Raw genomic sequence first — 11479 nt, 5'->3', positions numbered from 1 at the left:
AGGCCGTCTGAAATTTCAGACGGCCTTTTTGATTTTTGACATCACCGGCAAACTCCCCTATCCTGAACGCCACACAAATCCCATTCCCAACACAAAATGACCACGACCACTCTGCGCCGTGCCGTGTACGCAGGCAGCTTCGACCCTCCCACCCTCGGCCACCTGTGGATGATACAGGAAGCCCAATCCCTCTTTGACGAACTCATCGTCGCCATCGGCACCAATCCCGAAAAGCGCAACACCTACACCATAGAAGAACGCCGCGCCATGCTCGATGCCATTACCCACCCCTTCCCCAACGTCCGCATCAGCGTGTTTGAAAACCGCTTTTTGGTCGATTACGCCCGCGAAGCCAACGCCAATTTCATCGTCCGCGGCATCCGTTCCGCCGCCGACTACGAATACGAACGCTCGATGCGCTACATCAACAGCGACATCGCCCCCGAAATCTCCACCGTCTTCCTGATGCCGCCGCGCGAAATAGCCGAAGTGTCCTCCACCATGGTCAAAGGCTTGGTCGGCCCACAAGGCTGGCGCGACATGATAGGCCGCTACCTCCCCGACCCCGTCTATCAAAAAATCCTGCAAGACCACGAAACAAACACATAAAACAAAGGCCGTCTGAATATTTCAGACGGCCTCCCAATTTTCATTGATTATTTACGGGCAGACATCAACGCCTGCAGGTTTTGATTCAACGTTTCCATGTCCAACCAACCAGCAGCAATAAACAGCATCAAAATCACCGTACCCACACACAGCACGCCGATACCATACAACAGATAGCCCACCAAAACACGGCCTACCGTCGCATTCCCCATCCACATCAAACCGCGTACCTGCACCACAAAAACCCAAGCCTGCCACAGCAGCGCAAACGCAGCCAACGCCGGCACATACAACACCAGCAACAGCGGCAGCAGCAAAGCCTCAGACACCAAAATAAAGCCCCACAAAGGCAGCTGGGGCGCACCGTAATAATGCAGCACCTTGCGCATCGAGCGGCTCAACACCAACCATTTCACAATCACCAAAATCACCGACAGGCACACTGCCGCCGCGCCACTGCCAAACAAAGGCGACATGCTGGCCGCGTTTACCACGCCCAACAGCAGCAACACCGCCGCCATCACCAAAGGCGAATACAAATACGTCTCCGGCGAACGATAGCGCAAACGCAAAACATCCCACATATCACGAACAAACACATACAGCATGGCATAAATCCAAAGCAAAAAAGCCGATTGTATCTTAGGCCGTCTGAAAATCAAACCGGCAAACCTAAAAACCGCCAATTAAAACGAAAAATAATTCAATACAAAACAAAATCTTAATTTACCGCCTCAAAAATAAAGCCTACAAACGCTTGCACAAGGCAACGAAATTTGGTTTAATTCACATCTCGCAACGAAATACGCGAAGGCCAGATAGCTCAGTTGGTAGAGCAACGGATTGAAAATCCGTGTGTCGGCGGTTCGATTCCGCCTCTGGCCACCACCAACCGCCTTGAAGCGGTTATTTTTTTATCTATACGATTTGAACGTATGCTTTAAGCGCAAATCCCGTTCCAGACCATGCGTCCCGATTTCCACACAAGGCCGTCTGAAAAATTTCAGACGGCCGTTGTTCATGTTGGCATGGCATAAAAATCCGCTTCACCGCCCCATTCCGACAGAATACGGCGCTTCCATCCAAATCGGCTGAAACCTTCGCGGACATACTGAATATGAATAAAGTTCAAGGCCGGTCGGTTTACTATATAATACCGTCCAAACCAACCATAACTTACTCATTGCAGGGAAGATAATGAAAAAAGTGCTGATTGTGCATTACTCGCAAACGGGGCAGCTCTCGAGCCTGGCGCGAAATTTTGCCGCGCCGTTGCAAACAGCCGGCGTACAGGTCGATTGCGTCAATATCGTACCGGAGCAGGCATTTCCGTTTCCGTGGTCGTTTTGGCGTTTTTTCGATACTTTTCCTGAAACCGTCCATTTAAAACCCGCCCCGATTCTGCCGCCTCAAATCCCATCCAAAGATTACGATGTGGTGGTCATTGCCTACACCGTTTGGTTCCTCTCTCCTTCGCAACCGATGACCACCTTTTTGCAACGCGAAGAAACGCGCCGGCTGCTGGACGGCAAACTAGTCATCACGCTTATCGGCTGCCGCAATATGTGGCTGGGCGCGCAGGAAAAAATGAAATCTTTGCTGAAACAAAACGGCGCCAAACTCATCGGCAATATCGTAAAAATCGATGCCTGCAACAGCGCGGCTAGTTTCATTACCACGCCCGCATGGATGCTGACCGGCGACAAGCGCTATTTCCGCTCCCTGCCCTCCGCCGGCATTGCTGAAGAAGAATTGGCGGATGCGGCGCGGTTTGGTACGAAATTGCGCGATACACTATTGAACCAACAGCCTTTGGACGAAACCCTGTTTCAAAACATGGGCGCAGTGGCAGTTAATGAAAAACTGATTTTCAGTGAACGCGCCGCCGGCCGCAGCTTCTTCGTCTGGGGCAAGCTTTTGATGGCTGCAGGCCGTATTTCCCCACTTTTGCGCCGTGCCTTGTTGTGCTTTTACATCGTATTTTTATTGGCGATGATTTTGGTGGTTTTACCTGTCAGCGTGATTTTGAAAAAACTGCTGCATCCGCTGCTCAAAGGCCGTCTGAAAAAACTGGCGGATTATTACGGCCAACCTTCCGGCGGATAAATCGGATTGCGGGCGGCAACCTGTAAGGAGACTGTATATGGACGATTTTGAACGCATTTACCGCGACTGGCACGAATATGCCAAAAACCGCGACACCGACGCGCTGATTGCGCTGTATGCCGACGACGCCGTATTTGAAAGCCCGCTGGTGCTCGCAATTATGAATACCGACAGCGGCATCCTGTGCGGCAAGGCCGAAATCCTGCGTTTTTTACAGGAAGGTACGCGCCGCCGTCCCAACGATTTGGTGCGCTGGTATCGGGACGGCCGCTATTTCGTTGCGGGCGATACGCTGGTGTGGGAATACCCGCGCCAGACGCCCGACGGCGATCAGGTGGATATTTTGGAAGTGATGCGACTGGAAGGCGGCAAAATCAAGCACCACCGCATTTATTGGGGCTGGTTCGGCACGCAGATGCTGACAGCTTCGGCACTCGCCAAAGCGGTTAAGGCTTGACGCCGGAAGCCGCACCGACGTTGGCAGAGGCCGTCTGAAAACGACCAAAATGTTTTGCAGCAACGGCCGACGACAATCTTGCTTTTCAGACGGCCTCAAATACAGAAAGCACTCCATGCCCGAAGTTATCCACTACCCCGAACGCCGTCGCTTTCAAATCGATATTGACGGTTTGGAAGCAGGCTACATCAGCTATACCGAACACAACGGCGGCTGGGACATAAACCATACCGAGGTTTCGCCCAACTTCCGTCATCGCGGCATTGCCAAACTGCTGGTGGACGCACTGATGGAATACGCCGAAACACACTACATCCCGTTGACTGCAAGCTGCGACTACGCGGCACGGTTTATCGGTTGATTATTTTGACAACCACATCATGACATCGAATAACACACTCAAAGACGTTTATCTCAACCGCGTTTCTGCCTTCTTGCCCAATGCCCCCGTCGGCAATGACGAAATGGAAGCCGTCCTCGGCATGGCAGGCGATGTACCATCACGCGTGCGCCGTATGATTTTGCGTTCCAACGGCATTTTGTCGCGCCATTACGCCATCGACCCCGAAAGCCGCCGCACGACGCATACCAATGCCGAGTTGGCTGCCGAAGCGGTCAATGGCTTATTTGCCCAAGGCGTTCCTGCAGAAGCCATCGGCAGCCTGGCCTGCGCCACTTCCTATCCCGACCAAACCATGCCCGGACACGGCGTGATGGTGCACGGTTTGCTGGATATGCCGCCTTGCGAAGTGTTCAGCATGGCAGGCGTATGCGCGGCAGGTATGGCGGCGATGAAACACGCCTACAACGCTGTGCGCACCGGCGAACACGCACATGCAGTTTCCGTTGCTTCCGAAAACGCCTCGGCGGTCATGCGCGGCGAAGTGTTCCAAAGCGAAACCGACCATAAAAAACTGGAAAACGCGTCCCCCGAAATCGGGTTTGAAAAAGACTTTTTGCGCTGGATGCTGTCTGACGGCGCAGGCGCGGTGTATCTGTCCGACCGCCCCAATTCAGACGGCCTCAGCCTGAAAATCCATTGGATAGACCTGCTTTCCTACGCCAACGAAATGCCGCCCTGCATGTATGCCGGCGCAGAATTCCGCGACGGCGTATTTGAAGGCTGGAAACACGCCGATGCCGATTACGGCCGCCGCCACAGCCTGATGGCGGTCAAACAAGACGTCAAACTGCTGAACGAAAATATCGTCCGCTATACAGTGGAAAAACCCCTCTCCCAAATCGCCGCCAAACACGGCATCCGCGCCGAAGAAATCGATTGGTTCCTGCCACACTACTCTTCCGGCTTTTTCCGCGACCGCCTTTCAGACGGCCTGAAAAATATCGGCTTCGACATTCCGCAGGAAAAATGGTTTACCAATCTGCACAGCAAGGGCAACACGGGTTCGGCCTCGATTTACATCATCCTTGAAGAATTTTTGCGTACTTTCCCCATCGAACACGGCCAAAAAATCCTGTGTTACGTTCCGGAAAGCGGCCGTTTTTCAACATGTTTCATGCTTTTGGAAGCAGTAAAGGCCGTCTGAATGAAGATTGACGACATCCCTCAAGACAACAGCGCCAGCTACCACGGCCACCGTAAAGTCATCTACGGCACCCGCGACGGCCACTACGAAGCGGCCACCAGCAACGGTTGGCAGGACGAAGCCTACGCCACCGAAATGGCGGTGTACGAACTCGATATCCAAACGCAGGCTGCGCGCGAAGCCGTCGAAAAAGACGAATATTCGCCGCTGTACTACCATATGTTCCGCTGCCGTTATGATGAAACCGGCTTGGCCATGGCGGCAGGCGTATGGAAATGGCAGCTGCGCCGGCATTTCCGTCCCGAAGTGTTCGCCAAACTACCGGCCAAAACCCTGCAAAAATACGCCGATGCCTGCCAAATCAGCATAGACGACCTCAAACAAACCGATATTTAAAGTCCCTCATGATTATCCTGCATTCGCTCGACCAATCCCGCGCCCTGCGCATTGTTTGGCTGCTTGAAATCCTCGGTACACCCTACCGCCTGCAAACCTACCGCCGCAATCCCGACACTTTGCTCGCCCCTGACGAACTCAAAGCCATCCATCCCTTGGGCAAATCGCCTTTATTGGATGATAACGGCTTTATCTTGGCGGAAAGCGGCGCGATTACTGACTATCTGATTCAAACCTACGGCAACGGCCGTCTGATGCCCGAACGCGGCAGCCGCGAATACTGGCAATATCAACGCTGGCTGCATTATGCAGAAGGTTCGCTGATGCCGTTATTACTGCTCGGACTGGTGTTCCGCCGGATTGAAAGCGCGCCCATGCCGTTTTTCGTCAAACCGATTGCCCGCAAAATCAGCGGCAGCATCAAAAGCAGCTTTATCCATCCACAAGCCGCGCTGCATCTTGCCCACATCAACAGCGAATTGGAAAACCGCAAATGGTTGGTCGGCAACAGCCTCAGCGGTGCCGACATCATGATGAGCTATCCGCTGCAAGCCGCAGCCGACCGCTTCGATTTTGCCGACTACCCCAATATCCGCACTTATTTACAACGCATCGAAGCGCATGAAGCCTACCGCCGCGCCGTTGAAAAAGCAGGTTCGCCTTTATTGAAACTCGACAAATAAAACAAGGCCGTCTGAAACGTTTTCAGACGGCCTGAAACCTTGGTTCACTTATCGAATAGCTTTGCAGCAAACGGCATTTTTACCCAAGCGCCGCCCGAGTGCTTTGTTCCCCCTCACCGTTCCACTATAATGGCAACCCATATCCTTCTAAAAAATAACACCATGCCAACCGACAACCGCCCGACTCTTGCCATCGACACCAGCACATCCTTTCTGTCCATCGCATTGGAACATCAAGGCGAAATCCGCCTGTTTCACGAAAACGTCGGTACCAAGCAATCCGAACAAATCCTGCCGCAAATCGAACGCCTCTTCAAAGAAGCGGGCATCACGACCGCCGATTTGGGCTGCATCGTTTATGCACAAGGCCCCGGCGCATTTACCGGCCTGCGTATCGGCGCGGCGGTTGCACAAGGTTTGGCCACACCGTTTGACACGCCCATGATCGGCATTCCCTGCCTCGATGCCGCCGCTTCGCTGCTGCCGCCATCAAGCTGCGTACTGGCAGCCACCGATGCGCGTATGGGCGAAGTATTCTACGCATGGTTTGATACGCAAAACCACGTTCGCTTGAGCGATTACACGGTTGGCAAAGCCGCCACCATTGCCGCGCCCGAAGGCAAAACGCCTACCGGCGGCATCGGCAATGCCTTTGCCCTCGCCGACAAACCGCCGTTTGACGGTCAGGCCGATATGCCGACCGCCGCCGACTATCTTAAACTTGCCCGCAGCGGCCGCTATCTTGCTACTGACGCGGCGCATGCCGAGCTACTCTACGTCCGCAACAAAATTGCCCTGACCGCGCAAGAGCAAGCCCAACAAAAGGCCAAACCGTGAACCTGCGCCCAGCCATACTTGCCGACTGCCCCACCCTTGCCGCCATTGATGCACAAGGCAATCCTTCGTCGTGGACGGCGCAGCAGTTTGAATCGGCGGTTCAACACCATCCCGACAGCGTTTGGCTCAGCCAGACAGACCACCAAATTACCGGCTTTATCGTGTGGCAAACCGTGTTTGACGAATCCGAGCTGCACCTGATTGCCGTCGCGCCCGAATACCGCCGCCAAGGCATTGCGTCCGTCCTGCTGCAACACTGGCAAAACGCAGTGCAACAGCAAGGCGCAACCCGATTGCTGCTCGAAGTCCGCGCAAGCAATGAAACCGCGCAACAGCTCTACCGCAAACACGGCTTCCAAACCTGTGGCCGCCGCAAAAACTACTACGCCCTGCCCGACGGTGGCAGTGAAGATGCCGTATTGATGGAGAAATCATGTTAAGCAGCCGCTACCTGCACCTGCACGAAGCCTTGGGCTTGGGCCCAATGTGGCTGAACCGAAACGCCAAAATCATCCATGCTGCGCCTCAAGCCGCAGCCGCGCCCGTCCGCCCAAAAACCATTGTTGCCGATACCACACAAGCCGTGCGCACTTTATCCGCAGGTGCCCATCAGGCACGCACTGCCGCCATTGCCACTGCGCAAACGGCCAAACCTGCTGTCCGCATTCCCGAAGCGGCACCCAAAGCCATTGCCGAAACACCGGCAAAAACAGAAAAAGCCGCGCATTCAGACAATCTGCCCCGTCTTGACGTAACCATCAGGCCGTCTGAAATCATGGTGGTCAGCATTTGCCCGTCCACCGAAGACAGCCTGCACGGTACGCTGTTTAGCGGCGAAGTCGGCACGCTTCTCGACAACATCCTCGCCGCCATCGGCCTCAAACCCGAGCAGGCGCATAAAACCGCATGGGTCAAAACCGCACCCGTGTTCACCGCCCTGCCCGATGCCGAACACATCCGCTCCGAGCTTGCCGAAATGCAAAACGAGCTGACCGCTTCGCAAGCGCGCGCAGTATTGTTTCTCGGCAAAATCTTTGATAGCCCAGACATGATCGGGCTGATGAACGAATTGTGCGCAGAGCGGCCGTATTTCGTCATTCCCCACCCCGCCCGCCTGCTGATGCAGTCGCAACTCAAAGCGCAGGCATGGCAAATCTTAAAGCCATTGAAACAGCTTTTGGCCAAGGCCGTCTGAACATTCTGTTCAACCTGACATCAGGTTTTTCACCAACAAAAAGGGCGTGTTCGACACGCCCTAATATTTTTCAATATTCCGCCGAATGCCAGAAAGGCTGACCCACCGTCGGCGTACTGGCACGCGCTTTCTCACGCGCCTCCACAGGTTCCGCCTCATAAGCCAGACGGCCCGACTCGACCGCAAGCGCAAAAGCGCGTGCCATATTGACCGGATCGCCGCTACGGGAAACGGCAGTGTTCAGCAACACGCCGTCAAAACCCCATTCCATCACTTGCGCCGCCTGCGAGGGCAAGCCCAAGCCCGCGTCGATAATCAACGGCGTGTCGGGCAGGCGTTCGCGCAGGACTTTCAGCGCATAAGCATGAACCGCGCCCAAACCCGTGCCAATCGGCGCCGCCCACGGCATCAACGCCTGACAGCCCGCATCAAGCAGTCTGCGGCAAGCAATCAAATCCTCGGTGCAATAAGGCAGCACTTTAAAGCCATCTTTAATCAGGATTTCCGCCGCTTCGACAAGCTGGAACACATCGGGCTGCAATGTGTCATCATCACCGATAAGTTCGAGCTTGATCCAATCGGTATCAAACACTTCACGCGCCATTTGCGCAGTGGTCACGGCTTCCTGAACGCTTTGACAGCCTGCGGTATTGGGCAACACAGGTACGCCCATTTCTTCCAACAACGACCAAAAGCCCTGCCCGTGCGCTTCGCCGCCGCTTCCCGCGCGGCGCAGCGAAACGGTAATCATCGCGGGTTGGGCGGTTTGGACGGATTGTTTGAGGATTTCAGGGGTCGGATAGGCAGCCGTACCGAGCAGCAGCCGTGAAGGGAAAGTTTCTCCGTATAGGGTGAGCATGATGGGTTCCTTTGTAACGTTGTTTTGGGGACAGGGGTCGTCTGAAAAGGCAAAACCGCCTAGCCGCCGACCACCGGCCGCACAATATCGACTTTGTCGTTTTCGTTTAAAACCGTTTCCGCATACGCGCCTTTGGCGACAAATCCGGTATTCACGGCGACGGCAAAGGGCTTTTGCGGCGCGGTTTGGGCGATGAGGTCGGCAACGGTTGTGCCTCGAAGTTCGGTGGGTTCGCCGTTTAAGATGATGTTCATGTTTTCTCGATATTTCTGTATTTATAGCGGGCTAAGTTTTGCCTACACGGTAAATCGAATCTTTTTCGCTTTCTCAGGCCGTCTGAAATTGGTTTTTCAGACGGCCTCATTTATCCCACAAAGCCTGAAATGCTTTCACCACCGCTTCGGGATTTTCCGCTTCAGTCACGGCGCGAACGACGGCGAGCGAGGAAACGCCGGTGGCGAGTACGGCTTGGGCGTTGTTCAAATCGATGCCGCCAATGGCAACGACGGGTGTGCCTGTGCCGCGTGCCTGTCTGACGTATTCACGCAGTTTATCCAAGCCTTGCGGGGCGGTCGGCATTTGTTTGGTCGTAGTCGGGAAAATCGCTCCGCTGGCCACATAGCTGGGATGTACGGACAAAGCGCGGTCGAGTTCGGCGACGGAGTGCGTACTCAAACCCAAGCGCAAACCAGCGGTGGCGATAGCGGCGAGGTTGGCGGTGTCCATGTCTTCCTGCCCGAGATGTACGCCGTATGCACCTGCAGCAATCGCTTCGCGCCAGTGGTCGTTGATGAAAAGCTGGGTTGCGCTGTTTTGGCAGGCTGCGACGCAACGTTCGATTTCGCGTTTCAACTCGTCACCATGTAGGGTTTTGCAACGCAGTTGCACCGTGTCGGCACCTGCTTTGACCATGCGCTCAACCCAGTCGGCGGTGGGAACAACGGCGTAAAATTTGAGCGGGGATTTGAGTGGCAGGAAGGTCATAACGGCTCCGAAAGGAATAATTCGTTGTTATATTATCAGAAAGGCCGTCTGAATAATATTTGTTTTCAGACGGCCTTTTAAACGGTTTGAAAAAGGACGTGTCAAATACGTCTTTTTTCCTATTACAACAGGAACATGGTTGCCAATCCCAAGAAAATCAGGAAGCCGCCGGAGTCGGTAACTGCGGTAATCAGCACCGAGCTGCCCAATGCCGGATCGCGTCCGGCTTTGTCCATCATGACGGGGATAAGGACGCCGACGGTCGCGGCAAGCAAAAGGTTCAAGGTCATCGCGGCCACCATAACCAAACCGATGCCGATGTTGCCATAGAGCAGCCATGAAATCACGCCCATTACCGTGCCCCAAATAATGCCGTTGACGAGGGCGACGCCGATTTCTTTTTTCAACAGGCGGCCTGCCTGTGTGCTGGTCATTTGCCCCATCGCCATGGCGCGGACGATCATGGTGATGGTTTGGTTGCCGGAGTTGCCGCCGATACCGGCGACGATGGGCATCAGTGCGGCCAGCGCGACAATTTTCTCGATACTGCCTTCAAATGCGCCAATTACGCGGCTGGCGATAAAGGCGGTACACAGGTTGATAGCGAGCCACATCCAGCGGTTTTTCACCGAATCCCAGACGGGCGCGAACAAGTCTTCCTCTTCCTGCAAACCCGCCATGTTCAACATGTCGGCTTCGGATTCTTCACGGATCACGTCCACCATTTCGTCAATGGTGATCCTGCCGATCAGCTTTTTGTTTTCATCGACAACCGGCGCGGTTACCAAGTCATAACGTTCAAACGCTTGCGCCGCTTCTTCCACGTCGTCTTCCGGACGGAAGCGCACGACTTCGGTGGCCATCACGTCTGCCACCATGTCTTCGGGATCGGCGACCAAGAGTTTGCGGATGGGCAGCACGCCTTGCAACACGTCGTTTTCATCGACCACGAAAATCTTGTCGGTATGGTCGGGCAGGCTGTCGAAGCGGCGCAAGTAGCGCAACACGACCTCACACGTCACATCGGCACGGATGCTGACCAATTCAAAGTCCATAATCGCGCCGACTTGATTGTCTGCGTAAGACATCGCTGCTTTGACCTGCTCGCGCTCTTCTTCATCACGCGTTTGCAGCGCTTCGTACACCACTTGGTGCGGCAAGTCGTCTGCCAGTTCTGCCAATTCGTCTGCGTCCAAATCATCGACGGCGGCCAACAGCTCGTCTTTGTCCATGGACTCGATCAGCATTTCGCGCACGGAGTCGGATACTTCCAGCAAGACTTCGCCGTCGTCTTCAGGGGCGACCAAAAGCCAAACGATGTTACGTTCGCGCGGCGGCAAGGATTCCAAGACGGCGGCCACGTCGGCAGGGTGCAACTCGGCCAAGAGGACGGTCAGCTCGGTAAACTTGTCGCGCAGGCTTTCGTCTTCAATCGGCACGCCTGCTTCGATTTGTTCAAAGGCCGGCTCGAGGACTTCGCATAAGGCATGGATGCGGTCGATATCGTCAGAGATGCGATCGTCAGAAATGCGGTCTTCTACCACATCATTGTCGGGGGTATTGTCGAGATTCGGAGGGGTTTGTTCGATGCTCATAAATGCTCCGCCCGCCGGACGCGGGAAGGCATTTCGGCGGGATGATTATTGTTGTTGTGTATCAGATGGGAAGTTCAAAGGCGAACTGGGAAGGTCCATAATTCAAGCCTACTGAGAGGCACAGAGTTGTAAACGGTGCATATTCTACTCTTTTTTAGGCCGTTTTACCATTTTTAACGGGAAAGGCCGTCTGAAATTTAAATTTCAGACG

The 11479-nt window shown here is 54.5% G+C and carries 16 protein-coding genes and 1 tRNA gene; 12 read left to right on the top strand and 5 right to left on the bottom strand.

The window, feature by feature from the left end:
* The first annotated feature begins 96 nt into the window (after positions 1–96).
* Positions 97–609, top strand: a complete 513-nt coding sequence (coaD, locus tag HMPREF3052_RS10500) for a pantetheine-phosphate adenylyltransferase (RefSeq protein WP_070749772.1) — start codon at positions 97–99, stop codon at positions 607–609.
* A 47-nt stretch (positions 610–656) separates the two neighbouring features.
* Here coaD and HMPREF3052_RS10495 read toward each other — a convergent pair whose 3' ends face one another.
* Positions 657–1217, bottom strand: a complete 561-nt coding sequence (locus HMPREF3052_RS10495; RefSeq protein ID WP_003684626.1) for a hypothetical protein — start codon at positions 1215–1217, stop codon at positions 657–659.
* Positions 1218–1421: 204 nt separating this feature from the next.
* On the opposite strand from HMPREF3052_RS10495, the gene HMPREF3052_RS10490 reads away from it, so the two are divergent.
* The 11 genes from HMPREF3052_RS10490 to HMPREF3052_RS10445 all read left to right on the top strand — a co-directional run bounded on the left by HMPREF3052_RS10490 (position 1422) and on the right by HMPREF3052_RS10445 (position 7830).
* A tRNA-Phe gene (locus HMPREF3052_RS10490) sits at positions 1422–1497 on the top strand.
* A gap of 9 nt (positions 1498–1506) precedes the next feature.
* On the top strand, positions 1507–1704 hold the full coding sequence (locus tag HMPREF3052_RS11690) for a hypothetical protein (RefSeq protein ID WP_141756644.1): 198 nt from the start codon (positions 1507–1509) through the stop codon (positions 1702–1704).
* A gap of 102 nt (positions 1705–1806) precedes the next feature.
* Complete coding sequence (locus HMPREF3052_RS10485) at positions 1807–2715, top strand: hypothetical protein (protein ID WP_070749771.1); 909 nt, start codon at positions 1807–1809, stop codon at positions 2713–2715.
* 37 nt (positions 2716–2752) lie between these two features.
* Positions 2753–3172 (top strand): nuclear transport factor 2 family protein, encoded by a 420-nt coding sequence (locus HMPREF3052_RS10480; protein ID WP_003684623.1) that lies wholly within the window; start codon positions 2753–2755, stop codon positions 3170–3172.
* Positions 3173–3287: 115 nt separating this feature from the next.
* On the top strand, positions 3288–3533 hold the full coding sequence (locus HMPREF3052_RS10475; protein ID WP_003684628.1) for a GNAT family N-acetyltransferase: 246 nt from the start codon (positions 3288–3290) through the stop codon (positions 3531–3533).
* 19 nt (positions 3534–3552) lie between these two features.
* Positions 3553–4719: a beta-ketoacyl-ACP synthase III gene (locus tag HMPREF3052_RS10470; RefSeq protein WP_070749770.1), complete on the top strand. Its 1167-nt coding sequence runs from the start codon at positions 3553–3555 to the stop codon at positions 4717–4719.
* Positions 4720–5115 carry a DarG family dialkylresorcinol biosynthesis protein gene (locus tag HMPREF3052_RS10465; protein ID WP_070749769.1) on the top strand — a complete coding sequence of 132 codons (396 nt, stop codon included), beginning with the start codon at positions 4720–4722 and terminating at the stop codon, positions 5113–5115.
* 8 nt (positions 5116–5123) lie between these two features.
* A complete protein-coding gene (locus tag HMPREF3052_RS10460) occupies positions 5124–5798 on the top strand; it encodes a glutathione S-transferase family protein (protein ID WP_070749768.1) in 675 nt (224 codons plus the stop codon).
* Between the two features lie 162 nt (positions 5799–5960).
* The gene (gene tsaB / locus HMPREF3052_RS10455) at positions 5961–6635 is read left to right on the top strand and encodes a tRNA (adenosine(37)-N6)-threonylcarbamoyltransferase complex dimerization subunit type 1 TsaB (RefSeq protein ID WP_070749767.1); all 675 of its coding nucleotides are present in this window, start codon (positions 5961–5963) and stop codon (positions 6633–6635) included.
* Positions 6632–7075 (top strand): ribosomal protein S18-alanine N-acetyltransferase, encoded by a 444-nt coding sequence (gene rimI / locus HMPREF3052_RS10450; RefSeq protein WP_070749766.1) that lies wholly within the window; start codon positions 6632–6634, stop codon positions 7073–7075. The genes tsaB and rimI overlap by 4 nt, the downstream gene beginning before the upstream one ends.
* Positions 7069–7830 (top strand): uracil-DNA glycosylase family protein, encoded by a 762-nt coding sequence (locus HMPREF3052_RS10445; protein WP_070749765.1) that lies wholly within the window; start codon positions 7069–7071, stop codon positions 7828–7830. Before rimI ends, HMPREF3052_RS10445 begins: the two co-directional genes overlap by 7 nt.
* A 70-nt stretch (positions 7831–7900) precedes the next feature.
* Here HMPREF3052_RS10445 and HMPREF3052_RS10440 read toward each other — a convergent pair whose 3' ends face one another.
* The 4 genes from HMPREF3052_RS10440 to mgtE form a co-directional block, all read right to left on the bottom strand.
* Positions 7901–8689 carry a thiazole synthase gene (locus tag HMPREF3052_RS10440; protein WP_070749764.1) on the bottom strand — a complete coding sequence of 263 codons (789 nt, stop codon included), beginning with the start codon at positions 8687–8689 and terminating at the stop codon, positions 7901–7903.
* 59 nt (positions 8690–8748) lie between these two features.
* On the bottom strand, positions 8749–8943 hold the full coding sequence (gene thiS / locus HMPREF3052_RS10435) for a sulfur carrier protein ThiS (protein WP_003677203.1): 195 nt from the start codon (positions 8941–8943) through the stop codon (positions 8749–8751).
* Between the two features lie 106 nt (positions 8944–9049).
* Positions 9050–9673 (bottom strand): thiamine phosphate synthase, encoded by a 624-nt coding sequence (gene thiE / locus HMPREF3052_RS10430; RefSeq protein ID WP_070749763.1) that lies wholly within the window; start codon positions 9671–9673, stop codon positions 9050–9052.
* Between the two features lie 122 nt (positions 9674–9795).
* Positions 9796–11268 (bottom strand): magnesium transporter, encoded by a 1473-nt coding sequence (gene mgtE, locus HMPREF3052_RS10425; protein ID WP_070749762.1) that lies wholly within the window; start codon positions 11266–11268, stop codon positions 9796–9798.
* Positions 11269–11479 lie beyond the last annotated feature (211 nt).

This window comes from Neisseria sp. HMSC056A03 (genome assembly GCF_001815685.1).
In the GTDB taxonomy this organism is placed as follows: Bacteria; Pseudomonadota; Gammaproteobacteria; order Burkholderiales; family Neisseriaceae; genus Neisseria; species Neisseria subflava.
This window is presented reverse-complemented; position numbering and strand designations above follow the sequence as displayed.